This window comes from Haloarchaeobius sp. FL176, from assembly GCF_024609245.1.
In the GTDB taxonomy this organism is placed as follows: Archaea; Halobacteriota; Halobacteria; order Halobacteriales; family Natrialbaceae; genus Haloarchaeobius.
The window spans coordinates 181,977-207,021 of the sequence record NZ_JANJYH010000005.1 but is presented as its reverse complement, the minus strand read 5'-3'; the positions used below and the strand labels follow the sequence as shown (position 1 = coordinate 207,021).

The 25,045-nt window shown below is 68.8% G+C and carries 25 protein-coding genes; 12 read left to right on the top strand and 13 right to left on the bottom strand.

What is annotated here, in order from left to right; all coding sequences use genetic code 11:
• The first annotated feature begins 34 nt into the window (after positions 1-34).
• Positions 35-394 (top strand): cell division protein SepF, encoded by a 360-nt coding sequence (gene sepF, locus NO978_RS11645; RefSeq protein ID WP_256297957.1) that lies wholly within the window; start codon positions 35-37, stop codon positions 392-394.
• A 146-nt stretch (positions 395-540) separates the two neighbouring features.
• Here sepF and NO978_RS11640 read toward each other — a convergent pair whose 3' ends face one another.
• The 3 genes from NO978_RS11640 to NO978_RS11630 all read right to left on the bottom strand — a co-directional run bounded on the left by NO978_RS11640 (position 541) and on the right by NO978_RS11630 (position 3,706).
• Positions 541-909, bottom strand: a complete 369-nt coding sequence (locus NO978_RS11640) for a NifU family protein (RefSeq protein WP_257299760.1) — start codon at positions 907-909, stop codon at positions 541-543.
• A 144-nt stretch (positions 910-1,053) separates the two neighbouring features.
• On the bottom strand, positions 1,054-2,604 hold the full coding sequence (locus NO978_RS11635; RefSeq protein WP_257299759.1) for an LVIVD repeat-containing protein: 1,551 nt from the start codon (positions 2,602-2,604) through the stop codon (positions 1,054-1,056).
• A gap of 124 nt (positions 2,605-2,728) precedes the next feature.
• Positions 2,729-3,706 carry an ROK family protein gene (locus NO978_RS11630; protein WP_257299758.1) on the bottom strand — a complete coding sequence of 326 codons (978 nt, stop codon included), beginning with the start codon at positions 3,704-3,706 and terminating at the stop codon, positions 2,729-2,731.
• Between the two features lie 136 nt (positions 3,707-3,842).
• Between NO978_RS11630 and NO978_RS11625 the strand changes: the two genes are divergently transcribed.
• On the top strand, positions 3,843-6,041 hold the full coding sequence (locus NO978_RS11625) for a PAS domain S-box protein (RefSeq protein WP_257299757.1): 2,199 nt from the start codon (positions 3,843-3,845) through the stop codon (positions 6,039-6,041).
• A gap of 17 nt (positions 6,042-6,058) precedes the next feature.
• Here NO978_RS11625 and NO978_RS11620 read toward each other — a convergent pair whose 3' ends face one another.
• On the bottom strand, positions 6,059-6,640 hold the full coding sequence (locus tag NO978_RS11620) for an LURP-one-related/scramblase family protein (RefSeq protein ID WP_257299756.1): 582 nt from the start codon (positions 6,638-6,640) through the stop codon (positions 6,059-6,061).
• A 114-nt stretch (positions 6,641-6,754) separates the two neighbouring features.
• Between NO978_RS11620 and uvrA the strand changes: the two genes are divergently transcribed.
• From uvrA to NO978_RS11600, 4 genes are all read left to right on the top strand, one after another.
• Positions 6,755-9,748, top strand: coding sequence for an excinuclease ABC subunit UvrA (uvrA, locus tag NO978_RS11615; RefSeq protein ID WP_257299755.1), 2,994 nt, complete (start codon positions 6,755-6,757; stop codon positions 9,746-9,748).
• Between the two features lie 98 nt (positions 9,749-9,846).
• A complete protein-coding gene (locus NO978_RS11610; protein ID WP_257299754.1) occupies positions 9,847-10,557 on the top strand; it encodes an HNH endonuclease in 711 nt (236 codons plus the stop codon).
• 214 nt (positions 10,558-10,771) lie between these two features.
• Entirely contained in the window at positions 10,772-12,196 is a 1,425-nt protein-coding gene (locus tag NO978_RS11605) for a sulfatase-like hydrolase/transferase (RefSeq protein WP_257299753.1), read from the top strand.
• 56 nt (positions 12,197-12,252) lie between these two features.
• Complete coding sequence (locus NO978_RS11600) at positions 12,253-13,212, top strand: hypothetical protein (RefSeq protein ID WP_257299752.1); 960 nt, start codon at positions 12,253-12,255, stop codon at positions 13,210-13,212.
• A gap of 30 nt (positions 13,213-13,242) precedes the next feature.
• Here NO978_RS11600 and NO978_RS11595 read toward each other — a convergent pair whose 3' ends face one another.
• The 8 genes from NO978_RS11595 to NO978_RS11560 form a co-directional block, all read right to left on the bottom strand.
• On the bottom strand, positions 13,243-14,133 hold the full coding sequence (locus tag NO978_RS11595) for a helix-turn-helix domain-containing protein (RefSeq protein WP_257299751.1): 891 nt from the start codon (positions 14,131-14,133) through the stop codon (positions 13,243-13,245).
• A gap of 55 nt (positions 14,134-14,188) precedes the next feature.
• Positions 14,189-14,842, bottom strand: a complete 654-nt coding sequence (locus tag NO978_RS11590) for an alpha/beta hydrolase (protein ID WP_257299750.1) — start codon at positions 14,840-14,842, stop codon at positions 14,189-14,191.
• A 2-nt stretch (positions 14,843-14,844) separates the two neighbouring features.
• On the bottom strand, positions 14,845-15,876 hold the full coding sequence (locus NO978_RS11585) for a ring-cleaving dioxygenase (RefSeq protein WP_257299749.1): 1,032 nt from the start codon (positions 15,874-15,876) through the stop codon (positions 14,845-14,847).
• Between the two features lie 110 nt (positions 15,877-15,986).
• Positions 15,987-16,478 (bottom strand): GNAT family N-acetyltransferase, encoded by a 492-nt coding sequence (locus NO978_RS11580; protein WP_257299748.1) that lies wholly within the window; start codon positions 16,476-16,478, stop codon positions 15,987-15,989.
• Positions 16,479-16,538: 60 nt separating this feature from the next.
• On the bottom strand, positions 16,539-16,781 hold the full coding sequence (locus tag NO978_RS11575) for a hypothetical protein (RefSeq protein WP_257299747.1): 243 nt from the start codon (positions 16,779-16,781) through the stop codon (positions 16,539-16,541).
• A 44-nt stretch (positions 16,782-16,825) separates the two neighbouring features.
• The gene (locus NO978_RS11570; protein ID WP_257299746.1) at positions 16,826-19,249 is read right to left on the bottom strand and encodes a cation-translocating P-type ATPase; all 2,424 of its coding nucleotides are present in this window, start codon (positions 19,247-19,249) and stop codon (positions 16,826-16,828) included.
• Positions 19,250-19,256: 7 nt separating this feature from the next.
• Complete coding sequence (locus NO978_RS11565; RefSeq protein ID WP_257299745.1) at positions 19,257-20,081, bottom strand: sulfite exporter TauE/SafE family protein; 825 nt, start codon at positions 20,079-20,081, stop codon at positions 19,257-19,259.
• Between the two features lie 3 nt (positions 20,082-20,084).
• Positions 20,085-20,282, bottom strand: a complete 198-nt coding sequence (locus tag NO978_RS11560; RefSeq protein ID WP_257299744.1) for a hypothetical protein — start codon at positions 20,280-20,282, stop codon at positions 20,085-20,087.
• Positions 20,283-20,383: 101 nt separating this feature from the next.
• On the opposite strand from NO978_RS11560, the gene NO978_RS11555 reads away from it, so the two are divergent.
• From NO978_RS11555 to NO978_RS11530, 6 genes are read left to right on the top strand one after another with little or no spacing between them, the layout of a single operon-like run.
• Positions 20,384-20,614, top strand: a complete 231-nt coding sequence (locus NO978_RS11555; RefSeq protein WP_257299743.1) for a hypothetical protein — start codon at positions 20,384-20,386, stop codon at positions 20,612-20,614.
• Positions 20,615-20,620: 6 nt separating this feature from the next.
• Positions 20,621-21,130 carry a cytochrome c oxidase subunit II gene (locus NO978_RS11550; RefSeq protein ID WP_257299742.1) on the top strand — a complete coding sequence of 170 codons (510 nt, stop codon included), beginning with the start codon at positions 20,621-20,623 and terminating at the stop codon, positions 21,128-21,130.
• Positions 21,127-22,872: a b(o/a)3-type cytochrome-c oxidase subunit 1 gene (locus tag NO978_RS11545; protein WP_257299741.1), complete on the top strand. Its 1,746-nt coding sequence runs from the start codon at positions 21,127-21,129 to the stop codon at positions 22,870-22,872. Before NO978_RS11550 ends, NO978_RS11545 begins: the two co-directional genes overlap by 4 nt.
• The gene (locus tag NO978_RS11540) at positions 22,869-23,084 is read left to right on the top strand and encodes a hypothetical protein (protein WP_257299740.1); all 216 of its coding nucleotides are present in this window, start codon (positions 22,869-22,871) and stop codon (positions 23,082-23,084) included. The genes NO978_RS11545 and NO978_RS11540 overlap by 4 nt, the downstream gene beginning before the upstream one ends.
• 1 nt (position 23,085) lies before the next feature.
• Positions 23,086-23,715 (top strand): hypothetical protein, encoded by a 630-nt coding sequence (locus NO978_RS11535; protein ID WP_257299739.1) that lies wholly within the window; start codon positions 23,086-23,088, stop codon positions 23,713-23,715.
• Positions 23,716-23,765: 50 nt separating this feature from the next.
• A complete protein-coding gene (locus tag NO978_RS11530; protein WP_257299738.1) occupies positions 23,766-24,473 on the top strand; it encodes a DUF5806 family protein in 708 nt (235 codons plus the stop codon).
• A gap of 1 nt (position 24,474) precedes the next feature.
• Here the strand turns inward: NO978_RS11530 and NO978_RS11525 are convergent, their stop codons facing one another.
• Complete coding sequence (locus NO978_RS11525) at positions 24,475-24,954, bottom strand: hypothetical protein (protein ID WP_257299737.1); 480 nt, start codon at positions 24,952-24,954, stop codon at positions 24,475-24,477.
• Between the last annotated feature and the right edge of the window lie 91 nt (positions 24,955-25,045).

Sequence of the window (25,045 nt, the reverse complement as noted above, 5' to 3'; positions counted from 1 at the left end):
AGAACTAAACGCTCGCCACCGCAGGTAGACACTTATGGGCCTCATGAGCAAGATCCTCGGCGGGAACAACTCTCACAGCACCGAGGACTATCTCGAACTCGACCTCGACGACTTCGATACGGTCTCGGGCGACGCGGCGATGGAGGTTCACATCGCCGAGGTCGCCGGGCAGGCCGATGCGATCGATATCAAGGACGCCGTCTACGACGGCGACCTCGTCATCGCGGACATCACACGCCTGCGCACGGAGGACAGGACGGTCGAACACATCGTCGACGAACTGCGACAGGTCGCCCAGGAGGTCGACGGCGACATCGTCCAGAAGGGAGACGACCAGCTCATCGTCACGCCGACGGGCGTGAAGATCAGCCGCGAGAAGCTCGGCCGCGACTGAGCGAACCAGCCTTTATCAGCGAAGCCGCACCCAGAGCCAGCGTCAGCCACGACTCGGCCGCGCGGCGGTCTGGGCGGGCGTGCGGTGCGCCCCGCGCGGGAGCTGATGCACCGCCTGTTCGCCACTGCTGACAGCGACTGCGCAGTTCAGAGGTGGTCCTTGCCGGGGTTCGAGGAGCCCCAGTCGCCACGGCCACCCTCGGTCCGGTCGACGCCCATGATGGACTCGGCCTGGTCGACGCCGAGTGACTCGCCGCTCTCGGGTACCCGCACCGTCACCTCCTCGATCTCGGGCCACTGCAGCAGCTCCGCCTCGATGTTACCCGTGGTGATGTCGGCGACGCCACAGCCCGAACAGCCGCCGCCGAGTTCGACGACGACCTCACCGGTCTCGAGGTCGGCCCGCCGCACGGAACTGGTCCCGCCGTGCATCTGGATGATCGGCATTTCCCGCGCCAGCCACTGCTCTACCCGCTCGGCGAGCGCATCGTCCGTCTCAGCCGCGTCGGTACTCATCGTTCACTCCTAGGCACTCGGACGGTGAGAAAGCTTTGGGTCTCTGTCGCACGATTCGACAGGAACGACCGTGAGGAACCCCGTTCCCGCGGCACGGCCCGCGGTGGTTCCTGGCAGCAGTTCCGGCCCGCGCTCGAACCCTCCCTACTCTCCGTCGTCGCTACGGAGGAAGCGCGCGGCACCGAGGCCGAGGCCTGCGAGGGCGGTGACTGCGCCGAAGCCGGGCGAGCCGCCGTCGTCACTGCTCTCGGTCGTCCCGGCGGTGGTGTCGTTCATCTCGGTCGTCCCCTCCATCGCTGTCGTGCCGCTCTCGGTCGGCGTTGCGGTCGGGGTCTCAGTCGGCGTCTCGGTGGGTGTCTGAGTCGCCGTGTTCGGGCTCTCGCTCTCGACGTAGTCCGGCCAGTCGACGCTCGTGACCATGCTGGTCTCCTCCGGTGCGGTGAACACGCCCGGCGGTTCCGCCATCTCACCGTCGGTATCGGGGAAGACGTAGAGGCCGCCGGTGGCCTGTCCGGGCCCCATGTTGCCGGCGACGAACGCTCCCTGTGCATCCGGGCCGTTCGAACGGGCGTACTTCGCGCCCCAGAACTGGGTGTTGTTGGGGTCGCGCCACCAGGCGATGCGCTCCGGGTTGGCGGGGTCGGTGATGTCGTGGACCATCACGCCGCCGTAGTACCAGGAGGTGTAGAGGCGGTCCCGGTAGAGGGAGAAGTTGTGCGAGGTGGTGAACTGTCCCTGGAAACCTTCGTTCTCCGAGCCGGGCGCGTGGATGGTGGTGAGCTTCTCGGGACTGGCCTTGTCGGAGATGTCCCAGACGTCGATGCCGCTCGCACCGCGGCGGTCGTCGTCGGGGTTGGCATCCCAGGACTCCGCGCCGACGTACAGCGTCTCCGCGTTCTCGTCGACCGTGACGTAGTGGTCGTTGCCCGGCGGCTGGTAGAAGATGGCCGTGAGGTCCTGGCGTCGGACCTGTGCCAGCTTCTGCGGGTCCGCGCCGCCGAGTCGGCTGACCATCGAGGGGTTCTCCTTGTCGGAGATGTCGACGATGACGGTCCCGGCATCCCAGTTCGCGAGGTACGCGTAGTCGCCCTGCACCCACAGGTCGTGGACGTTCCGGAAGTTGGCGTTGACCTCGCTCCAGATGTCCGCAGTCTGGTGGATTCCCCACTCGGACACGGCGCTGAACTCGTCGTTCGAGGTGTCCATGATGCGGAACCGGTCGCCGTTGGTCAGGTAGGCGTAGCCGTCCACGAAGAAGCTGTTGTGGATGGAGTGGTCGACGGTCTTGACCGCCACCTGCTCGGGGTTGGCCGGGTCGCTGATGTCGTAGAGCAGTGCGGCCTTGATGACATCGCCGGGCTGGTTGGGGCCGACCACGAGCAGGCGGTCGCCGTCGACCTTCACGTCGGCGACGGCCTGCATCGGTCCGGCGTCGCGGTCCGCGAGCAGGGCGTGGTCCTCGAAGGCGATGCTCGGATTCGCCTCGTCCGAGATGTCGACCGAGACGAAGCCGTCGCCGGTCGCGACGAACGCGAACTGGCCGTCCTCGCTCGGTGCGACCTCCATCGTGCCTTCGATGTCGACGCTGCCGAGTGGCTCGTACGCGTCCTGCTGTCCTGCTGCGGAAACTGTTCCTCCGACCGCACCCAGCGCGAGCGCGCCTGCACCCGCACGGAGTACATCTCTTCGCTCCATACCCCCACCCAACGAGCTACTCTAACTAAAGGTTCAGGAAGCTCAAAGATGTCTTTTTGTTACTAGTTCGCGCGTCGAAAGGGGAGAGGGTCGTCGGGCCGGCCGTGCCGATTCCACGGTCGTGTCAGCGACGTGTCCGTGACCTGTCACCGGTCCCACCGGTGAGAGCGCTGGCCAGCGCACCTTTGACCACGACGTCGTCGCCGAGCGTGGTGAGCTGGATGTCCGGGACGTTCGTCATCACCATCTCGTCGATGCGCTCGCGGATGGGGTCGAGGACGAGCTCGGTGTTGTGGAGCGCGACAGCGCCGCCGATGTAGACGACGATGGGGGCGAACGAGTGGACGACGTTGCTGACGCCGATGGTGTTCCAGTGCGCGAGCTGGTCGACGACGTGGTCGGCGAACGCGTCCTCGCCGACGGCGTCGAACACGTCCTTCGCGGTGAACTGCGGGTCGTCGAGCGGGAGGCTGGTGTCGACCTCGGGGTCGTCCTCGGCCAGCAGACGTGCGTAGTTCGGGATGTTGTTGCCCGAGCAGTACGCCTCCCAGTGGCCGTCCTTCCCGCAGCCACAGGTGAGCCGGCCCTGTGGATCGACGACGTAGTGGCCGACCTCGCCGGCGTTGCCGTCCCAGCCGGCGATGACGTCGCCGTCGACGCAGACGCCCGCGCCGATACCCGACGAGATGGTGATGTACGCCATGTCGTCGGGGTTGCGGTCGGCGTGGTAGCGCTCGCCGATGACGCCGGCGGCGGTGTCGTTGTGGAGATACACCTGGTCGCTGGCGATGAGCTGACCGATGGGGCCCGAGAGCGGGATGCGCTCGACCGTGCCGGGGAGGTTCGCCGGGTCCTCGACCGCACCTTCGGCGAGGTCGAGAGGACCGATGGATCCGATGCCGCAGGAGCGGACGTTGGTGGGGTCGACCCCGGCGTCCGCACAGGCGTTCCTCAGGGTGTCCAGGACCGCCTCTGTCACAGCGATTCCGGTCGGTCCCTGTGGCGTGCTCGTTCGGTGCGACCCCAGGATGCGGGCGTCGCCGTCGCCGACGACCGCCCGGACGTTCGTCGCGCCGAGGTCGACGCCCGCGTAGGTGGCCATGCTACGAGTGATACGGACGGGATGGCACTTAAGCGGTTAGATTTACTCGCGTTCGAGTACTGCTGGCGGCTCTGAATGTGGCACGGGAGACAGTTTCATGTAGGCGCCTGCCCATCGTCCGAGTGACCTTCCCCGCATGAGCTCGCGTCCGGTGGTCCTGTCAGTCCGTGGTTCCGGCGAGGAGCCGCTCCTGTCGGAGCATCCGGACATCGCCGCCACCGTCGTCGACGACCACGCCGACGCCGCCGACCACCTCGCGACCGACCCCGTCGATTGTGTCGTCTGCCCGAACGAGCGCGACGGGCTGTCCGGGGTCGAACTCCTCAGCCGGCTGCACGGTGCGTACCCACACGTGCCAAGCATCCTCGTCACCGACGAGCCCAGCGACGATGTCGCCGCTGCGGTCGCCGACGGCACCGCGTCGGAGTACCTCCCCCTCGCCATTTGGGACGACCCACCGAGTCGGCTCGCCGAGCGGGTCATGCTCCTCTCTCAGGAGCAGGACCCGACCAGACCCGACGAGCGCACGCTCAGCGGACTGCTCGCGACCGCCCGACAGCTGCTCACCATCCACTCGCCGGACGAGATCGCCGACGTGATCGTCGACGCAGCCGTCGACACGCTCGACTTCGAGTGGACGACGGTCTGGCTCGTCGACGACCACGCGGAGCGCCTGACGCCTGCGGCGGGCGGCGACGACCCTGCGTACGACGTGGGGGAGCCGCCCGTCGGCCGCGTGTTCGAGACCGGCCAGCCCACCGTGCAGCGCCGCGAGGACGACGGCGCCGCGCTGTACTTCCCGCTCGGCGAGCACGGCGTCCTCGCGGTCGGCACCGGCAGCGTCACCGACGTCGGGGAGTCGGACGTCCAGCTCGCGGAAATACTCACGGCGAACGCCTCCGCGGCCTTCGAGCGAACCGCCCGCGAGGAGACGCTGGAGCTGTACCGCACCGTCGTCGACAACGTCCGCGAGATGGTGTACGTCCTCGACGAGAACGCTCGCATCGTCCTCGTCAGTCGCCAGATAGTCGAGGCAAGCGGCTACGGCCGCGACGAGCTCGTCGGCGAGCACGTCTCGAAGTTCATCGACGAGGAGGGGTTCGAACGCGGCACCGAACTCGTCGCCGAGCTGTACACGTCCGGGGACGACGGGAGCCGAACGTATCGAACGGTGGGCTCCCGGGCCGACGGTACGAACGTCCCCATCGAGGTCGAGGTCTCGCTGCTCCCGAGCGACGACGGCGAGTTCCGCGGCACCATCGGCGCGGTACGGGACATCTCCGATCTCGTCGAGACGGAGGAGCAGCTGGCCCAGGAGCGCGACCGCTTCCGCTCGCTGTTCGAGCATCTACCGGACCCCATCGTGGACGCGCGCTTCGAGGGCGACGAGCCGGTCGTCGACACCGTGAATCCGGCGTTCGAGCGCGTCTTCGGCCACGATATGAACGCGATCGCGGGACGGTCGATCAACGACGTGCTCGTGCCGGCCGAGGACGAGGGCAGCGGCCGCGAACTCGATCGGCGAACCTTCGCCGGGGACGACGTCCCCGTCTCCGCCGAGGTCCGCCGGGAGACCGCCGATGGCGACCGACACTTCCTGTTCCGTGGCATCCCGTACCGTACCGACGAACGGGGTACCCACGCCTTCGGTATCTACACGGACATCACCGACCAGCACGACCGCGAACGCCACCTTCAGGTGCTGCACCGTGTTCTCCGGCACAACCTCCGCACCGACATGGGCGTCGTCATCGGCTACCTCGACCAGCTCGACGACCGGCTGGACGACCCGGACGACCACGCGCTCATCGAGCGCGTCACGGGCCGTGCCGAGGACGTTGCCCGGCTCGCCGACAAGGTCCACCAGCTCGAGCAGGTCATCCAGCAGGACACCGACCTGACGCCCGGCCCGACGGACGTGGTCGAGCGGCTGGCACCGCTCGTCGACGGGCTCCGCGACTGCTACCCTCGGGCGACCATCGAGGTCGACGCGCCCGAGACGGCGGTCGCTCACGTGGACGAGCGGCTCGACCTCGCCATCGAGAACCTCGTGGAGAACGGCATCCAGCACACACACGCCACGGACCCGAGGGTCGGCGTCCGCGTCGCGACCGATGGAGCGGGCGTCGACATCCACGTCACCGACGACGGGCCGGGAATCCCGGCCCACGAGCGGGCGTTCCTCACGGGCGACCGAGACGTCTCGCAGGTCGAACACGGCGACGGGCTCGGGCTGTGGGTCGTCAACTGGGTGGTGCGGTCGCTGGGTGGCGAGGTCAGCTTCGGCGACCCCGAGGTCGGCACCGAGGTCATAGTCCACCTGCGTCCGCCCTGAGAGCTACCTGAGGACGCTCAGTTCCCCTGGATGGCGTCGATGACCATCGCGGCCGCGATGATGGGTTCCTTCGGCACGTTGCTGGCGTCGTCGATGACGATGTCGTACCTGTCCTTCACCGAGAACTGGCCGGTTATCTTGCCGACGTGGTTCCCGTTCACGTCCGTGATCTCGTACTTGTGCGGGATGAGCACGCCGAACGGGAGGAAGTTCCGGGCGAGCGTGACCGCCGCCCCGCGCGAGTCGATTCGGGCGAGGACTTCCTCGGTCCTCGCGTCCCGAATCCGCCAGGTGTCCTGCAGCATCGAGAAGTCGTTGTCCAGTACGACGATGTCCTCGCCAGTCTGGGCGTCGGACAGCATGTAGTTGCCAGCCACGTCGATGATACCGCCGGCCTTGACGGTGAACACCTCCTGCCCGTTCCCGTCGGTGAACGGGAACTCCTCTTTCATCTTGAACAGCTTCTGTTTCCCCTTCAGCACCGTGTTGCCGGCCGCGTCCTCGGCTCTGTACTTGTTCCGGATGAAGCTCTGGATGACTGTGTATCGGTCGTCGGTGAGCTCGACGCCGGAGATGTCGTACCGTGCTGGCGTGCTCATTACCCTCACTGGCCGCTGCCTGTCATTTAAACCCTGACATCCGCTCTCCCGTGCCCACACGGGACAACCCGGAACCGACACCCTAAGGGTCGTCCCGTCCCAGGCTACGACCAGATGAGCAAGGACTTCATCGAGGTCAAAGGTGCCGAGGAGCACAACCTGAAAGACCTCGACGTTCGCATCCCACGCGAGCAGTTCAACGTGGTGACGGGGCTGTCCGGGTCGGGCAAGTCCTCGCTCGCGTTCGAGACGGTGTACGCCGAGGGGCAGCGACGGTACATCGAGTCGCTGTCGGCGTACGCTCGGAACTTCCTGGGACAGATGGACAAGCCACAGGTCGAGACCGTCGAGGGGCTCTCACCTGCGATCTCCATCGACCAGAAGAACGCGGCGAACAACCCCCGGTCGACCGTCGGTACCGTCACCGAGCTGCACGACTACCTCCGTCTGCTGTACGCCCGCGTCGGCACGCCGCACTGCCCGGAGTGCGGTCGGGAGGTCGGCGAGCAGTCCGCGGACACGATGGTGTCGCGTATCCTCGACCTGCCCGAGGGAACCCGCGCGAAGATCGCCGCGCCGGTCGTCCGCGACCAGAAGGGAGCGTTCGAGGACCGCTTCGACGAACTCGTGAGCGAGGGGTACGCTCGGGTCGAGGTCGACGGCGAGGAGTACGACCTGACCGTCGAGCGCCCCGAGCTCGACGAGAACTACGACCACACCATCGACGTGGTCGTCGACCGCGTGAAGCTCAGCGGTGACGCTCGGCCGCGCATCACGGACTCCGTCGAGACCGCACTCGTAGAGGCGGGCGGCGTCATGAAGTTGATCCTGCCGGACCCACCCCAGGAGCCGGACATCGGCGGCAGCGAGGCCCGCTCGACGGGTGATCTCGCGGACGTGGGGAGCGACGAGGAGGGCGACGATGCCGGCTTCGACCGCCTCGTGCTGGAGTTCTCCGAGGAGCTCGCCTGCACCCACTGCGGCATCGACTTCACCGAGATAGAGACGCGCTCGTTCTCGTTCAACTCGCCCCACGGCGCGTGTCCCGAGTGCGAGGGTATCGGCGAGACGAAGGAGGTCAGCGAGCGGCGCGTCGTCGTCGACGAGTCGAAGCCGCTGAGGCACGTGTTCGAGCCCTGGAGCTACAACCGGTCGTACTACCAGACACGCCTCGACGCGGTCGCGGCGCACTTCGACGTGAGCCTCGACACGCCGTTCGAGGAGGTGGACGAGGACGTCCAGCGCCAGTTCCTCTACGGAACCGACGACGAGGTCGTGTTCGAGCGGCAGACGAAGAACGGCACCCGGCGCAAGGAGAAGCGCTTCGAGGGCATCATCCCGAACCTCGAACGGCGCTACGTCGAGACGGACTCGCAGGGTACCCGCGACCACATCGAGGACTACATGTCGGTCACGGAGTGTCCGGCCTGCGACGGCACCCGGCTCAAGCCCGCCTCGCGCTCCGTCTACGTCGCCGGCACCGCCATCAGCGAGGTCAACAGGATGAGCATCGGCGACGCGCTCGAGCACTTCGAGGGCATGGAGGCCCAGCTCGACGAGCGCCAGAGGACCATCGCCGAGGAGATACTGAAGGAGATCCGCGCCCGCCTCGGCTTCATGACCGAGGTCGGGCTGGAGTACCTCACCCTCGACCGCGAGGCGTCGACCCTCTCCGGCGGCGAATCCCAGCGCATCCGGCTCGCGACGCAGGTCGGCTCCGGGCTGGTCGGCGTGCTCTACGTCCTCGACGAGCCCTCCATCGGGCTGCACCAGCGCGACAACGACAAGCTGCTCGACACGCTGGAGGGGCTGCGCGACCTCGGGAACACGCTCATCGTCGTCGAGCACGACGAGGAGACGATGCGTCGGGCGGACAACGTCATCGACATGGGTCCCGGCCCGGGCAAGCGCGGCGGCGAGGTCGTCGTGCAGGGCGACTTCGACGACGTCGTCGCCTCCGAGGACAGCATCACCGGCGACTTCCTCGCCGGCCGCAGGCAGATTCCCGTGCCCGACACGCGCCGCACCGCGGACGACCATCTGTCCGTCCTCGGCGCACGCCAGCACAACCTCAAGGACGTCGACGTGGACCTCCCGCTGGGCTGTTTCACCGCCATCACGGGCGTCTCCGGCTCCGGGAAGTCCACCTTGATGCACGACGTGCTGTACAAGGGGCTCGCACGCCGGATGAACGACAACACCTCCGTCAACCCCGGCGAGCACGACGACATCGAGGGTATCGAGGGCGTCGAGACGGTGCGGCTCATCGACCAGAGCCCCATCGGCCGCACTCCCCGGTCGAACCCCGCCACGTACACCGGCGTCTTCGACTACATCCGCGAGCTGTTCGCCGAGACGAAGCTCTCGAAGCAGCGCGGCTACGAGAAGGGCCGCTTCTCGTTCAACGTCAAGGGCGGCCGCTGCGAGGAGTGCGGGGGACAGGGCACCGTCAAGATCGAGATGAACTTCCTCTCGGACGTGTACGTCCCCTGCGAGGAGTGCGAGGGGGCACGCTACAACGACGCCACGCTCGACGTCACCTACAAGGGCAAGACCATCGCGGACGTGCTCGACATGAGCGTCGAGGAGGCCCACGACTTCTTCGAGTCCTCGTCGCGCCTGCGGCGCCGGCTGAAGCTCCTGAAAGACGTGGGGCTGGACTACATGACCCTCGGCCAGCCGTCGACGACGCTCTCCGGCGGCGAGGCCCAGCGCATCAAACTTGCCGAGGAGCTGGGCAAGCGCGACACCGGCAACACGCTCTACCTGCTCGACGAGCCCACCACGGGCCTGCACTCCGCGGACGAGAAGAAGCTCATCGACGTGCTGCACCGCCTGGTCGACAACGACAACACCGTCGTCGTCATCGAGCACGAGCTCGACCTCGTGAAGAACGCGGACCACGTCCTCGACCTCGGCCCCGAGGGCGGCGAACACGGCGGCGAGGTCGTCGCCACCGGTACCCCCGAGGCGGTCGCCCGGGTCGACGCCTCTCACACCGGCCGCTACCTGCGCGACCTGCTTCCCGGCGTCGACGTCGAGGGGCCACGCGGCCAGCGCGTCGAGCCCGAGACCCGGGAGATGGCGACGCCGACGGACGACGACTGAAGCGTCTCCCGTTGCCCGGTTTCCCAGCGCAGCGACAGCGGTGAGGCTCGGTCCGCGGGGCCCGAACGTTTTCGATCCCCCGATCCTTTTTGGGAATCATGTCTCGCTGGCGGCAGGTCGTCCGACGCGAGCTCGCCCAGTACAGGGCGGACACGGGGTTCGAGGTGGTCGACCTCGACGAAGTGTACGAACAGCTCCTCCCGGTCGTCGCGTCGGAGTTCCCCGACAACGACCACCCCTCGGCGAAGCTCAGACAGGTGCTCCAACAGCTCCGCGACCGGGACGAGGTCGAGTTCCTCGCCCCGGGGACCTACCGGCTCGTCGGCATCGGGGCGGACGAGAGGTCCGGGGAGACAGGTAGCCCCTCGCGCGGCGACGCTCCCGAGACAGCGTACCACGCCGCGGAGTACGAGACGACGGCGACCGCGCGGTCGATGTCGGCAGCGTTCCGGCGCGCCGTCCTCGGGCGGTACGGCGAGACGTGCCCCGTCTCCGGCGTGGACCACCGGCAGCTGGTCGACGTGGCGCACATCCTCCCGTGGGCGGAGTACGACGACCTGCGGACGGACCCACGGAACGTCCTGCTGCTCGGAAAGACCCACCACGCGGCGTTCGACGCCGGGCTGTTCACGCTCGATTTCGACCTTCGAATCCGCGTCGCGCCCTCGTTCGAGACGGAGAGCGACCTGCTCGGTCGAACGCTCGTCTCACGCGAGGGCGAGCGGGTTCGACTGCCAGCGGATGCGCCGGATGTGCGGGACTGCCTCGAGCGACACAACCGGCGGCTCGACTGGTCGGTCGCGAACTGAGAGTTCGAGTACCAGCGCCCACCGGGCCTTGCGTGTCTTGACGGCCGCCCTCTGACGGGTCACGGGTGCGCGATACGTCGTCGGAGGGGTGTCGAGTGCGCCTGTTCGCCACCACGCCGGCTCCGGGCCACTATATATATTCGGCCCGACAGCTATTTTGCGGCACCAGCGCTAGGAGTAGGCGAGAAGTCGGGGTGTACCCGGCCGCACACGTATGAGTGAGGACGCACGAGCCACCGTTCTGATAACCGTCGATTCGCTGCGAGCGGACGCACTTGACCTGACATCCGACTCGTCGCACACCCCGGCACTGCGGGACCTGGCCGGTGAGGCGACCGTGTTCGAGAACGCGTTCGCGCAGGGGAACTGGACCCCGTTCTCCTTCCCGAGCATCCTCGGCGGTGCACCGGTGTTCGCCGACGGGCCACGCATCGGCGTCGGGAACGGCCCGACGCTCGCGGAGACGCTCGGCCGGTCCGGTATGGCCACGGGCGGGTTCAACGCCTCGAACGGGTTTCTCACCGCGTACTGGGGCTACGACCGCGGGTTCGAGGAGTTCGAGACGTACCACGCCGAGGCCTCGAACCCGTTGAGCAAGTTCCTCTCGGCGCACCCGACCTGGCAGGCGTGGTCGCAGTTCGCCACCCAGCCGTTCCGGGCCGCTGCGCGACGCCTGCGGGGGCAGGAGAGCTATCCCGCCGAGAACACCTCGCGGATGCGCGACGTGGAGAACGCCGCGGTCTCGTTCATCGAGGCTCAGGACGGCGAGTTCTTCTGCTGGATACACTACATGGACACCCACACGCCGTACGTCCCCGCACCGGTGAACGTCCGCGCCGTCACCGGCGAGGATTACGGCACGTTGCGGATGCTGAGCCCCCACCTGCGCACCGGGCTGGGGCGCGAGGTCGGCCCCGAGACGCTCGCGGACCTGCGGACGCTGTACCGTGCGGCAGCCCATCAGGTCGACCAGAGCATCGGCAGGGTTCTCGACGCGCTCGAACGCGAGGGTATCCGCGACGAGACGACGGTCGTCGTCGCCGGCGACCACGGCGAGGAGTTCATGGAACACGGCCACCTCTCGCACTACCCGAAGCTCTACCGCGAGCTGACGCACGTGCCGTTCGTCGTCGACGCACCGGACACGCCGAGCCGGCGGGTGGAGTCGCCGGTCGCGCTCGACGCCATCCCGCCGACGCTGTGTGACCTCCACGGCCTCCAGCGTCCCGAGGGGTTCACCGCGGACAGCCTCCTGCCGACGCTCCGCGACGGCGAGGAGCCGGACGCCGCGCCGATCGTCTCCGTGACGGTCCGTGGTGACTCCGTCACCCAGCAGCCGATTCCCCGCAACCTGGGCGACGGCGACACGGTCGTCAGCGTTCGGGACGAGCGCTGGACGTACATCGAGTGCCCGGCGGCCGACGAGCGCGAGCTCTACGACCGGAGCGTCGACCCGGAGGAACGGGAGAACCGGTGGGACGAGGCAGCCGACGAGCCCGGTGTCGCGGAACTCTGCCGAGCCGCCCAGCGACGGCTCGACGCGCTGGCGACCGTCGCCGGCGAGCACGACGGTGAGAGCGACGAGGAGGAGGTCCCCGAGGAGCTGGAGGACCGTCTCGGCGCGCTGGGCTACCGCTAGACGCGGTCGGCCAGCCAGCACCCGAGGTTTTTGTGGGGGAGCGCGTATCCGGAGCTATGCAGTTCGTCGCACTGGACGACGCGCTCCTGACCGTCGACGACGATACGGTGACCCGCCGGTTCGACGGCCACGAGTTCGAGTGCGTGGCCGTCGGGCCGGACCGGGTGTTCGTCGGGACGTTCGACGCCGGGCTGTATCGCCGCGAGGACGGTGGTTCCGGCGACGACAACTGGCACCGCGTCGGTGAATCGCTCCCCGATTCGGTGACGGCGGTCGCGCTCGACCCGCACGACCCCGACGGTGTCTGGGTCGGCACGGAGCCGAGCCGCGTCTTCTACTCCGCCGACGGCGGCGACAGCTGGGCCGAGCGCCCCGGACTCACAGACCTGCCCTCCGCCGACGAGTGGTACTTCCCACCGCGGCCCGACACGCACCACGTCCGCTGGCTCGAACCGGACCCGCACCGGGAGGACCGTTGCTACGTCGGTATCGAAGCTGGCGCGCTCGCCGTCACCGACGACGGGGGCGAGACGTGGACCGAACGTCCGGAGGGAAGCCGTCGCGACAACCACCAGCTCGCGACGCAGTCCGGGGCCGTCGGCCGGGTGTACAGCGCGGCCGGCGACGGCTACGCCGAGAGCACCGACCACGGCCGGACGTGGGACCAGCCCCAGGCGGGCCTCGACCATCGCTACTGCTGGAGCGTCGCGGTCGACCCCGCTGACCCGGATCTGCGCGTCCTCTCGGCCGCCAGCAGTGCGTCACGCGCCCACCGAACGGGGACGGCAGAGAGCTACGTCTACCGCAAGCACGGCGACGATCCGTGGGAGGTCGCGATGGACGGCCTGCCCGAGCCGGCGGGGTTCCGCCGGCCGGTCCTCGCGTCCGCTGGCCCCGGAACGTTCCTCGCTGCGGCCGACGACGGGCTCTACCGGAGCGAAGATGCCGGTCGCTCGTGGGACCGGGTTGTCACGTGGGACGAGACCGGCCCGGTGCGAGGACTGGCGGTGCGATGACGCAGCGGGCGAGTCGCCAGCGGTCCCCGTTCAAGCCCGTGTCCGCTCCTCTTCGAGGACGGTGAGCTCGTCGTCGACGGTGAGCGTCAGCGTCTCGTCGTCCAGCGTGACCGAGACGGCGACCCGAAGCGGGTCGCGGTCGACGACCGTCGAGGCGTCGGCGCTGACCCACTCCAGCTCCCAGAGCGGCGTCTCGTGCGTGTTCATCCCGTGGTCGTAGTGGAAGGCGACGACGGCGGGGTGTGACATGAGTGCGAGCCCGACGTCGGTGAACCAGCCCGCGCCGCAGCGCTCGCAGCCGTACCGGACGAACGCCTCGAACGGTCCGTCGTCGAGCCAGTCCGGCGAGTCGTCGGTCGTGGCGTCGATGACCCAGCGGTCCATGCGGCCGTCGCAGCGCGTACAGAAGCCGAGCTCTGCGGTGCTGTGGTTCCGCAGCGCCCAGCGGTGGGCCACGTCGACGGCCTCCTCGGGGGTACAGTCGTAGAGCGCACCCGGCGGCACCTCGACCTGAGCGAAGTCCTCGCCGCAGCTGGCGCAGGTGATGTCGACCCTGCTCTCCTCGAACGTCGCCGTCATCGGCGAGCCGCAGTCGATGCAGGTCGCGTCCATCTGGACGGGCTCCGCGTCGATGCTCTTCGTGTAGCCGCCGGAGAGGATGGCACCGCCGACCCGCGCGCCCTCGCGGGTGAGCCCGTAACCGTCGTCACCCTCCTCGACGAACCGCCCGGTGAGCTTCCCGAGGTGGTAGTTGAACTGGCCGGTGTCGCGCATCCCGACACGGTCGTTGAGCTCGCTGAACGACAGCGGCTCGTCGGCGTCGAGCAGCGCTTCGAGGACGCGGACCCGTGTCTCGTGGGCCACCAGGCCGAACGCCTCGTCCGGCGACAGGCGTTCGACGACGATGTCGGAGTCGCTCATACCGGTCCGTTCTCGCAACGCGGTAAAGAGAGTTGGTGGCTGCCCCCGGCGCGGGCTACTCGTCGCCGTCGCCGACCGCGTTCGCGAGCACGTCGCCTGCGGCCTCGAGTTCCTCGGGGACGATGGTGTGGCCCATCCCTTCGAATATCTGCTCGGTCACGTCGCCGCCGAGGTCGGTGAGCACGTCGCGGGTCTCGTTGACGCGCTCCTTCGGGATGTGCGGGTCGCTCGCGTCGCAGCCGAGGTAGACGGGCGTGCCGTCGAGGTCGCCGTCGTAGTCGCGGGCGGTCCCCTCGGGTCCGATGAGGCCGCCGCTGAAGGCGACGAGGCCGCCGAAACGGGTGGCGTTCCGCGCGACGTACTCGCTGGCGAGACAGGCACCCTGCGAGAAGCCGAGCAGGACGACCCGTTCGTGCGGGATGCCGGCGTCGACGGCCCGTGCGACCGTCTCGTCGACGAGTTCGAGTGCCGACGAGAGGTGCGGCTCGTTGTCCGCCGTGTCGGCCATGAACGAGTAGGGGTACCAGGTGTTGCCGGCGGCCTGCGGGCCGAGCCAGGCAACGTCGGCGACGTCGAGCTCGGTCGCGAGGCCGAGGACGCTCCGGGCCATCGCACCCCGGCCGTGGAGTGCGACGACGGCGGCACGGGCCTCGTCGAGGGATGCACCGGTCGTGAGCACCTGCGCGTCGGCGTGCGGGCCGTCGGGCATGGTCACTGCTCACCCGTCAGTTCGTCACCTGGGCCCGTGTCCCCGCTGCCATCGCCGTCGACGCCGCCGTCTGTCAGCTGCGCCGTCGCGTCGGTCGCCAGCGGCGGGAGGTTCGCCTCGATGCGCTCGCGGTCGTCGGCGAGCCACGGCGGGAGCTGGAGCTCGCTGCCGAGCTCCGCGACGGACTCGTCGGCGGTGAAGCCGGGCTCCTCGGTCGCGATCTCGAAGAGGATTCCGCCGGGCTCGCGGAAGTAGAGGGACTGGAAGTACTGGCGGTCCTTCTGCTCGGTGACGCGTTGACCGGCGTCGAGCAGGGTCTCGCGCCACGCGAGCTCCGTCTCCGAGTCGGGCGTCCTGAAGGCGACGTGGTGGACGGTACCGGCACCAGGACGAGCAGCGGGTGCGTCGGGGCGGTCGAGTACGTCGACGACACCGGCGCGGTCGGGCACCTCGTAGCGGGTGCGGTCGCCGACGGTCTCGCTCGCCTCGTAGCCCATCGTCGCCAGCACGTCGCCGGTTGCCTCGGGGTCCGTCGGCAGCAGCGTCACACCGGCGAAGCCCCGCAGGGCGTGCCCGGCAGGAACTGGGCCGTCGCCCCACGGTTCGACTGCGTCGTCGTCGTGCGGGTCCGCGCCGAAGACGAGTTCGAGCGGCTGGCCGTCCGGGTCGCGGAACGGGAGCACGGTCTCGCCGAAGCGCTCGACCGGCTGGGTCACGTCGGCGTCGCTCTCAGTCAGTCGGTCCTGCCAGTACGACAGTGAGCCGTCGGGCGCACGGAACGCCGTCGCGCTCGCCATCCCCTTCCCGACCCGACCCTGGCGTGTCTCGCCGAACGGGAAGAAGGTCATCGCCGTGCCCGGTGTGCCCGTCTCGTCGCCGTAGTAGAGGTGGTACGTGGTCACGTCGTCGAAGTTGACGGTCTGCTTGACCATCCTGAGGCCGAGAACGTCGGTGTAGAACGCGACGTTGCCGGTCGGGTCCGCCGCGACGGCGGTCACGTGGTGGATGCCGTGTAGTCTGCCCGTGTCAGTCATACCGATTCGTAGGTGCCCGGCGAGGAAATAGCGTGTGGACCCCCGTGTCGGCAGGTTACACTCGTGTCACGTGGCTGGGGAGGGGGTCGTGCCCGGGCAAGACTGGACGCTCACAGCCGGGTCTGCATCTCGACCACGTCCCCTGTCACGCCGTCGGCGAACTCGTGGCGGTGGGTGGCAACCCGCTCGTAGCCCCGGCGTTCGTAGAACCCCGCGGCGTTCGCCGATGCCCAGCACGCCGCCGAGGCCGCGCCCGCCGTCCGGAGGTGCCCGTGGAGCGCCTCGAGCACCGTCGTCCCGACGCCCTCGCCCGCCCGGCCGGGGTCGACGTACAGCGCGGTCACCTCGGCGTCGACGTCGGCGTCGAGGTGGTCCCGACACTCGGGGAGGGCGGTGCCGAACCCGACGACGGTGCCGGCGTCCGTCGTCGCGACCAGGAACGTGTCGTCGCCGTCGAACTCGTAGTCGTCCACGCTCCGGCCGTCGTGCCACGCATCGACGACGGCGGCGTCGTACCCTTGCGGCCCGCGCTCGGCGATGGCTGCCTCGTGGACCGCCAGGACCGCGTCGGCGTCACCAGGCGTTGCCGGTCTGACGCGCATGGCTAGCCGTAAGAGCCGTTTCGATTCTGAAACCACCGGTTCCGCAGAAAGAACTGTCCGTCAGCGCGGGCGCGAGCGCTTGGTGCCGAGCCGGCGCATCGCGAACACGACGACGGCGAGCAGGGCCGTGAACACGAGCGCCGCCGGGACGTAGCCAGTCGTGAGCGTGCCGGTTCCGACGGTCGCGAACACGACGACGGCCGTCAGCAGGAGCGCCACGAGGAGGCCGAGCGCACCGGATATCCAGAGGATACGCTCTTCGGTCTGGAGTCCATCGTTCGACTGCTCCGGGTACTGAGTCATACCAGTGAATACGCGGTCTACATATAAACCCGGTCTCCAGATTTTCACTCCGTGGGAACGAGGGACCGCGCCGAGTTCAGCACCACGAGGGCGCTGCTCGTCCCCATCGCCAGCGCGGCGAACAGCGGGTTCAGGAGTCCCGTGGCCGCGAGCGGGATGGCCACGGCGTTGTAGCCGAAGGCCCAGGTCAGGTTCTCGCGGACGCGCCGTCTGGTCGCGGTTGCCACGTCGAACAGCACGGGAACCGCGTCGAGCCGGCCGTCGGTCACGACGGCGTCGGCGGCCTCCGTCGCCAGCCCGCCGCTGCCCGCGATGGCGACCCCGACGTCCGCCGCAGCGAGCGCGGGCGCGTCGTTGTCGCCGTCGCCGACCATCGCAACGGTCCCCCGTGCGCGGAGCCGCTGGACCGCGGCGACCTTCCCGTCCGGTGGGACGCCGGCGAACACCTCGTCGACGGCGGGGTGGTCGCGAAACCGCTCGGCGGCCGCGCCCTCGTCGCCGGTCAGCACGACGACGGAGCGGCCATCGTCGGCGAGCGCCCGGACCGTCTCGTCCCAGTCGTCGCGCGGCCGGTCGGTGACGGCGAGGAGTCCCCGGAACTGACCGTCCCAGCCGACGAGGACGGGGACGCCGCCATCGGCTGCGACCGCGTCGGCACGCTCGCGGAACGGCTCCGGGACGGCGATCCCCTCGGCGACGAGGAGGTCGGAGTTCCCCACGACGGTCCGCTCGCCGTCGACGTCGCCGACGACGCCCGTCGGGCGCACGTCGACCGACGTCGCGGGGTCGTCCCAAGCGTCCGCGTCGCTGCCTGTCGCGGTGGCCGCCGCCGGCTTGCCGCCGTCGGTCGCGGGTTCCTCGTCGGGGATGGGTCGCACGCCCTCACCCGCGGCGAACGCGACGACGGCGTCGGCGATGGGGTGGTTCGAGTACCGCTCCAGCGCGGCGGCGCGGGCGAGGAGCCGCGCCTCGTCGCCGTCCGCGACCGCGACGTCGGTCACGCTCATCTCGCCGCTGGTCAGCGTTCCGGTCTTGTCGAGCGCGACGGTATCGACGTCGGGCAGCACCTCGAACACCGTCTCCGAGGCGACGACGACGCCGGACTCGGCGGCGCGCTGGATGCCCGCGGCGACGGCCAGCGGCGTGGCGAGGCCGAGCGCACACGGGCAGGCGACGACGAGGACGGTCAGCCCGACGAGCAGTGCGCCGGTCGGGGTCCCGCCGAGGACGAGGGTCCCGGCGGCGACCAGCAGCGCGACGGTCGTCACGGTCGGCACGAACACCGTCGCGAGCCGGTCCGCGAGGCGCTGGACGCCGGGGCGGGCGCTCTGTACCTCCCAGAGCAGGCCGACGATGCGGTCGAGCGTGCTCGTCGCGTCCTCGCTCACCGCGACGACGAGCGGGGTGTCCGTGACGACCGAGCCGCCCACGACCTCGTCCCCCTCGCGCTTCGTCACCGGGAGCGATTCGCCGGTCACGAGCGCCTCGTCGACGGCGGCGACGCCCTCGACGACGGTGCCGTCGAGCGGGACCCGCTCTCCCGGTCGGACGAGCAGTTCGGAGCCCGGGGCAACGTCCTCGACCGGGAGCGTGCGGCCGTCGCGGAGGCGGGCCTCCTCGACCGACGCCGCGGTGAGGTCCGACAGCAGCGAGACGGCGTTCCGCTTCACGCGGTCCTCGTAGTAGTTGCCCGCGCTGACGACGAGCACGATGGCGACGGTCACGTCGAAGTAGACGTCGATGCCGCCGGTCACCATCACGGCGGTGCTGTAGACGTACGCGCTCGTCGCCGCAAGCGAGACGAGCAGGTCCATGTTCGGCTGGCCCGCCCGGAGGCTCACGTACGCCCCGCGGAGGAGGGTGAAGCCGCTGTAGAACAGTACGACGGTCGTGAACAGCCAGATCTGTGCGAGCAGGTAGAGTCGGCCGAAGGAGCCGAAGTCGACGACCGGCGCGAAGCCGAAGTGCTGCGGGTAGATGAACAGCACGTACCACATCATCGTCATCATGCCGAAGAAGCCGCCGCCGACGAGGAACTTCGCCGTCGGCGAGTCGGGTTCGTCCTCCTCGGCGACGGACCGCTCGCGCGCCTCGTAGCCCGCCGTCGAGACGAGGTCGGGCAGGTCGCCGGCGTCGACGGTGGCCGGGTCGTAGACGAGCTTCATGGTGTCCGTCGCGTAGCTCGCCGACGCCCCCTCGACGCCGGGGTTGTCGGTCGCTGTCGACTCGAGGAACAGCTCGCAGGTCGCACAGTGCATCCCGTCGACCGAGAGGTAGCAGACCTCGCCGTCGGCGTCGTCGTCGCCCGGGTCGAGCAGCTCCTCGGGCGAGGCCGCGTCGATGTCCTCGACGTCGTCCAGCGAGCGTGCGACGGCGAGGCAGCCACGACAGCAGAACTCGCCCGCGACCTCGGGGTCGGTCACCGGGTCGGCGGGCAGGTCCAGGTCACAGAGCGTACAGCCGGTCATAGCTCACTCACAGCGGCTGGTAGTACGGTACGGGTGGGTGCGGCAGGTGGACGCCGAGCAGCATCAGGCCGTGGGCGAGCGGCAGGTAGCCGAGGCCGAGGAAGGCGACGCCCATCGTCCGGTGCAACAGCGTTCGGTGCCGCACCGACAGCGAACCGATGGCGAGCCCGTACGCCAGCAGCGTCGGAATCGTCCCGATGCCGAGCAGCGACAACGCGAGTGCCCCACGGACCGGGTCGCCGATGACGAACGCGTACAGGTACGCCGGGTAGGTGATCGGACAGGGGAGTACCGCGTGGACCGCACCCAGTCCGACGATACCCGTCGAGTTCGTCGCACGGTCGAGGTGGCCCGTCAATACACCACTGACCCGTCGAAACACACCCGAGAGCACGGGGATAGAGTTCCCGACGGCCGCACCGCCGGCGGTGCCGCGGAACAGGTAGCCGACGCCCGCGGCGAGGATGAACAGGCCGACGAGGATGCCCATACTCCCGCGCACGACGTCCGAGAGCGACGTGATTGCCGTGACGCCCCCGACGACGAGGCTGCCGGCGAGTCCGAGCACCGCGCCGACGAACGCGTAGCCAGCGGTGCGGCCGAGGTTGAACAGTCCGTGCTGGCGAACGTCGCGCACCGTCAGCTGGTCCCGCCGGCGGGCGTCGCCGCTCGCGGTGATACGGTCGGCGTACGTCGACACCAGCGGCCCACACATTCCGAGGCAGTGCGCGCCGCCGAGCGCGCCGATGACGAGGAACAGCAGCAGGTCGGCGTTCGCGGTGACGCCGCCGGTTTGCAGGCCTCGCGCGACGGGCTCGCCCCACCCGTTCACCTATCACACCCCGTTCGCGCTCGCCTCGTCGTGGTGCTCGTCCTCGTGTGGCGAGAGCGCGAGCGCCAGACTGCCGGTGATGATGAGCACGTTGAGGAGGGTGATGGCTGCGATGGTCTCCCCCTTCAGCGCGATGAAAGCCACCGCCGGAGCCAGCGCGGCCAGCGAGATGAACCCGACCGTTCGCGGTGTAGCGTCCATGGTGAGGGGTGTGGAAGTGTGCGATTATAAATGCTGGTCCGATTCTCGGCTCGCGGAACCGACCCAGAGAATTAAGACATGAGAATTTAGAATTGATTTTCATGAGCAGGGGTGTACCAGCAGTCGAAGACGAGGAGGAAGTGGCGGAGGGAGAACAGAGCGTTTCGGCACCTGTGACGCAGGAGGAACCGGAACGGAAGCTCACCCACGAGGAGTTCGACCCGAAGGGAACACTCGCGCTGATACTGACGTACTTCGCGGTCCTCGCGGTCATGTGGGTGTTCATGTACTTCGTCGAGTTCCTGGGCAACGACCTCATCGTGGTGGGGTGATCACGGATGCACATTCACCAGTACGAGAAACTCTGGCTCGGCATGTCGCTGCTGCTCATCGTGGGCTTCATCGCGACCATCACGTACGGCGCGGTCGGCGTCGGTGTAACGATGGTTGACGACAGCGGTGGAAACGTCAACCCGAACGCCCTCGACGAGCACCCCGAGTTCAGCGACCCCGGCGTCGAGCAGGTCGGTGAGAACGAGTACGAGGCCCACGTGGTGGCCCGGCAGTTCATCTTCCAGCCGGACCCCATCGTGGTGCCCGCAAACAGCACGGTGACGTTCTACGTGACCTCTGCGGACGTCATCCACGGCTTCTCGGTCGTCGGGACCAACGCGAACACGATGGTCATCCCCGGCGAGGTCTCAGAGGTCACCGTCGAAGTGAACGAGGCCGGCGAGTACGGCCTCATCTGCCACGAGTACTGTGGCTCCGGGCACCACACCATGGAGGGAATCCTCCGGGTGGTGCCGGAAGGTGAGTACAACAGCAGCGACGGAGGTGAGCAATGAGCGTCGAACAGGAGACGTTCGTGGACCGGTATCCACAGGAGGCAGAGCTCGTCCGGCGTGCGTTCCTGGTAGCGTTCACCGCCCTCGGCCTGGGCGCGCTGTTCGGCATCATCCAGGCGCTCCACCGGACCAACGTCCTTCGATTCATCCCGTCGACGGACTACTACACGGTGCTGACCGCACACGGCGTCCTGATGGTCATCGTCTTCACTATCTTCTATCTGGTCGGGCTGTACCAGTGGGCCATCACGCGCAGCCTCGACCGATCGCCGACGAACATCAACTTCACCCGGGCGTGGCTCACGCTGATGACCGTCGGGTCGGCTCTCACCGGCATCACCATCCTGCTCGGGTTCGTCGACCAGGTCGGCATCAGTGCGGACGTGCTGTTCACGTTCTACGCGCCGCTGCAGGCCCACCCGCTGTTCTACACGGGACTGGTCGTGTTCATCATCGGGACCTGGCTCGCGGGCGTCGACTGGTTCCGCACGTGGCTCCACTGGAAGCAGGACAACCCGGACGAGCGCATCCCACTGCAGACGTTCATGGTGCTGACGTCGATGATCATGTGGTACGTCGCCACCATCGGCGTCGCGGTCGCGACGCTCTTCTTCCTGCTGCCGTGGTCGCTCGGGTTCATCGAGACCGTGAACCCGCTGCTGACCCGGACGCTGTTCTGGTTCTTCGGCCACCCGGTCGTCTACTTCTGGCTGCTGCCGGCGTACATGCTCTGGTACACGGTGCTGCCGAAGCTCGCCGGCGGCCGGCTGTTCAGCGACCCCCTCGCACGGGTCGTCTTCGTGCTGTTCGTGCTGCTGTCGACGCCGGTCGGCATCCACCACCAGTACGTCGACCCCGGCATCGCGGAGGGGTTCAAGTTCATCGCGATGACGAACACGATGTTCCTGCTGTTGCCGAGCCTGCTGACCGCGTTCACCGTCGTCGCGAGCATGGAACACGGGGCGCGGCAGCGCGGCGGTGAGGGACTGTTCGGCTGGCTCACCGTCCTCCCGTGGCGCGACCCCGCGTTCACCGGGATGGCACTCGCCGGCCTGATGTTCGCCGCCGGCGGGTTCTCCGGCATGATCAACGCCGGGATGAACATCAACTACCTCATCCACAACACCATCTGGGTGCCCGGCCACTTCCACCTCACCGTCGGCACGGCGGTCGCGCTGACGTTCATGGCGGGGACGTACTGGCTGTGGCCCCAGCTCACGAACCGCCGGATCTACTCCCGGCCCATCGGGCTGTTGCAGGTCGTCATGTGGTTCGGCGGGATGGCGCTGATGTCCAACTCGATGCACGTCGCCGGGCTCTACGGCGTCCCGCGCCGCACCGCGGAGCCGGAGTACGCTGGCTTCGACTTCAACACCGCGTTCGGGAGCATCTCGGAGCTGAACATCCAGCTCGCCGTCGGCGGCACGCTGCTGTTCGTCTCCACCCTGTTGTTCCTCGGGAACCTCGGCCTCTCGATGGGGAACCCGAAGGTCGAGGGACTCGGGCAGTCGCTTCCGGAGCCGCTCTCCGGGGCGTCGGACAGTCCGCGCGTGCTCGACAACATGAAGCTCTGGGCGGGCATCGCGCTGCTGCTCGTCGCACTCGCGTACGTCCTGCCGCTCGGGGCCATCATCCAGAACGGCGGCCTGTTCGGTATGGGCGGTGACGCCTACCCGGTGTCCGTCCTCGGCGCGTTCGACGGTCTCGACGCCGTCCGCGAGCTCCTGGGGGTGGTCCGATGAGCGACCGTGGCCCCATCGTCAAGACCCGCGGCGGGCTGCTCGTCGCCTGGGTGTTCCTGCTCGTCTTCGGCTTCGAGCTCCGGACGGCGCTCGGGCTGTTCCTGGGCGTCGACGTGCCGGCGGTCCCGTATCTGGGCACGCTGGCGGTGGCGCTGACCCTGTTCGCCGTGCTGGCGGACTTCCAGCGCGCGTCGGCACAGGGCGAGGCCTGAGATGTCCGTCGTCGATGACCGCCCCCGGCTGCCGCTGTCGTGGGTCGCGCTCGCCGTGGTCGCGGGTGTGACAGTCGGCTACTGGCTGGCGGTCGATCCGGTCGTCCAGTCGCCGGCGCAGGTCGGCTACCCGCTGCTGTGGCTGGCGGTCAGCGCGGTCGGCGTCCGGGTGGCCATCGACGCCGGGGCACGCTCGCTCTCGCCGCTTCCGGCGCTCGCCGGCGCGGCGTACACCGTCGCGCTGCTGTGGACCGCTGGGCTGCTCGCACCGGCCGCGTCGGCGCCCGAACTCTCGGTGCACCTCGCGATTCCGGGCTGGGGGCCGGCCGTGCACTACGTCGGCCCGATGGTCGCGCTCACCGTCGTCCCGTTCCTCGTCGGCGGCTACGCGACGCTCGGCCTGCTCGCGGCTGTCGCCGTCGACCGGACGTGGGGTGCATCGATGCCCGGTGCGGTGGGTCTGCTCGCGTGCGTGAGCTGTACCGCGCCGGTCGTCGCCACCGTCGCCGGCTCGCTCGGCGCTGGCTCGCTCGCAGCCACGCTCAGCCACGCGCAGTACCCGGTCGCGACGGCGGCGTTCCTGCTCTCGGTCGGCGGGTTCGTCGTCGTGCTCCGACGGGGCGGGGACTGAGTCGGCACCGCCGCCGAACCTTTTTAGCCGAGAGCGAGGTAGGGCAGGGCATGACCGAGCAGTCGCCGGGCACGGACGGGGACGACGACGAGACGCCAGCCACCGGGGTGGGCCAGGAGACCGCCCCGTCGACGGACGCACCGGCGGAACACGACGCGGCCGACGGGCCCGCCCGCGACGACGTGGCGTCGACAGCCGACGAGTCGACGGACGCCGACGCCGGCGGCCCCACGCCGGGTGTCCCTGACGAAGAGACGCTTGACGTCCCCGAGGACGTGGCCACCTACGACCGCTTCACGAAGATGGACGGCGCGCAGTACGAGCGCGTCAACGAGTTCCTGCGCGACCGCACCTACATCACGGCCCGCGAGTGGGCCATCGCCCGGCTCTGCTCGGACTTCCGCACCGAGACCGGCGTCGAGATGACGAAGATCGGCGAGAACCTGCCCGAACTCGTCCCGTTCATGACCGACACGTACACGCCGCAGGCGGTCAACCAGGCCCGGGCCGCCTTCGAGGACAAGATCCGGACCGCGGGCGCGACGTTCCTCTACGGCGCGATGTGCGACTTCTTCACCGCCGAGGAGCTCGACGACGTGATGTACGAGTCGACCGAGGTCGCGAAGTTCCTGCTGGAGGTCGAGGGCGTGGACCTCTCCGTCGAGGAGGAGCTGGAGGCCGAGGAGCGCATCTCCACGGTCATGCGCGAGGTGCGCGAGGCGAGCGCGGAGCTTCGCGAGGAAGAGGAGACGGAGTAGCTCACTCCGTCGGCGGCAGCAGCAGCGACGGGTCCGACGGCTCCACGGTGACGACGTCGTCGATGCTGAGCGGGCGGATGTGCAGCGGGAACGTGTCTTCTTCCAGCACTGCCTCGATGGTGTCATCGGCGTCCTTGATGCCGTAGTAGGCCGGGACGAGGACGGCCTGCTCGCGAGCGGCGTCCTCGACGGCGACGACGAGGAACACGTGACCGCCCTGGACCGCGCGGAACACCTCGAACTCGTCGAAGGCCGCACCGTCGTCGGTGACGATCTCGCTGACGGTCTCGTACTCGTCGCCGCCGACGAGCACGTCGAGGCCGAATCGGTCGTGGTCCGGTGGCAGGGGAGTCACGTCGCCGGGGTGAAGCTCGACGACCTCCCACCCGTCGTCGCGGTACTCGGCGGCCGTCGCCTCCATGTCCTCGACTACGCGCTCCCACGAGCTGAGGACCGAATCGTCGACACCGGGGGTCTCCATGGGCATAGGTGCGCGGGGGGACGGTAAAAAGCGTTCCCGTCCGCTCCGACAGCGGGGCGCCGGTCGCTAGCGTCGGTAGAAAGATACTTTA

Excerpts from the sequence above, each read along its gene's own strand:
- sepF (WP_256297957.1), top strand. The coding sequence starts at position 35 with ATGGGCCTCATGAGCAAGATCCTCGGCGGGAACAACTCTCACAGCACC.
- NO978_RS11640 (WP_257299760.1), bottom strand. The coding sequence starts at position 909 with ATGAGTACCGACGCGGCTGAGACGGACGATGCGCTCGCCGAGCGGGTA.
- NO978_RS11635 (WP_257299759.1), bottom strand. The coding sequence starts at position 2,604 with ATGGAGCGAAGAGATGTACTCCGTGCGGGTGCAGGCGCGCTCGCGCTG.
- NO978_RS11630 (WP_257299758.1), bottom strand. The coding sequence starts at position 3,706 with ATGGCCACCTACGCGGGCGTCGACCTCGGCGCGACGAACGTCCGGGCG.
- NO978_RS11625 (WP_257299757.1), top strand. The coding sequence starts at position 3,843 with ATGAGCTCGCGTCCGGTGGTCCTGTCAGTCCGTGGTTCCGGCGAGGAG.
- NO978_RS11620 (WP_257299756.1), bottom strand. The coding sequence starts at position 6,640 with ATGAGCACGCCAGCACGGTACGACATCTCCGGCGTCGAGCTCACCGAC.
- uvrA (WP_257299755.1), top strand. The coding sequence starts at position 6,755 with ATGAGCAAGGACTTCATCGAGGTCAAAGGTGCCGAGGAGCACAACCTG.
- NO978_RS11610 (WP_257299754.1), top strand. The coding sequence starts at position 9,847 with ATGTCTCGCTGGCGGCAGGTCGTCCGACGCGAGCTCGCCCAGTACAGG.
- NO978_RS11605 (WP_257299753.1), top strand. The coding sequence starts at position 10,772 with ATGAGTGAGGACGCACGAGCCACCGTTCTGATAACCGTCGATTCGCTG.
- NO978_RS11600 (WP_257299752.1), top strand. The coding sequence starts at position 12,253 with ATGCAGTTCGTCGCACTGGACGACGCGCTCCTGACCGTCGACGACGAT.
- NO978_RS11595 (WP_257299751.1), bottom strand. The coding sequence starts at position 14,133 with ATGAGCGACTCCGACATCGTCGTCGAACGCCTGTCGCCGGACGAGGCG.
- NO978_RS11590 (WP_257299750.1), bottom strand. The coding sequence starts at position 14,842 with ATGCCCGACGGCCCGCACGCCGACGCGCAGGTGCTCACGACCGGTGCA.
- NO978_RS11585 (WP_257299749.1), bottom strand. The coding sequence starts at position 15,876 with ATGACTGACACGGGCAGACTACACGGCATCCACCACGTGACCGCCGTC.
- NO978_RS11580 (WP_257299748.1), bottom strand. The coding sequence starts at position 16,478 with ATGCGCGTCAGACCGGCAACGCCTGGTGACGCCGACGCGGTCCTGGCG.
- NO978_RS11575 (WP_257299747.1), bottom strand. The coding sequence starts at position 16,781 with ATGACTCAGTACCCGGAGCAGTCGAACGATGGACTCCAGACCGAAGAG.
- NO978_RS11570 (WP_257299746.1), bottom strand. The coding sequence starts at position 19,249 with ATGACCGGCTGTACGCTCTGTGACCTGGACCTGCCCGCCGACCCGGTG.
- NO978_RS11560 (WP_257299744.1), bottom strand. The coding sequence starts at position 20,282 with ATGGACGCTACACCGCGAACGGTCGGGTTCATCTCGCTGGCCGCGCTG.
- NO978_RS11555 (WP_257299743.1), top strand. The coding sequence starts at position 20,384 with ATGAGCAGGGGTGTACCAGCAGTCGAAGACGAGGAGGAAGTGGCGGAG.
- NO978_RS11550 (WP_257299742.1), top strand. The coding sequence starts at position 20,621 with ATGCACATTCACCAGTACGAGAAACTCTGGCTCGGCATGTCGCTGCTG.
- NO978_RS11545 (WP_257299741.1), top strand. The coding sequence starts at position 21,127 with ATGAGCGTCGAACAGGAGACGTTCGTGGACCGGTATCCACAGGAGGCA.
- NO978_RS11540 (WP_257299740.1), top strand. The coding sequence starts at position 22,869 with ATGAGCGACCGTGGCCCCATCGTCAAGACCCGCGGCGGGCTGCTCGTC.
- NO978_RS11535 (WP_257299739.1), top strand. The coding sequence starts at position 23,086 with ATGTCCGTCGTCGATGACCGCCCCCGGCTGCCGCTGTCGTGGGTCGCG.
- NO978_RS11530 (WP_257299738.1), top strand. The coding sequence starts at position 23,766 with ATGACCGAGCAGTCGCCGGGCACGGACGGGGACGACGACGAGACGCCA.
- NO978_RS11525 (WP_257299737.1), bottom strand. The coding sequence starts at position 24,954 with ATGGAGACCCCCGGTGTCGACGATTCGGTCCTCAGCTCGTGGGAGCGC.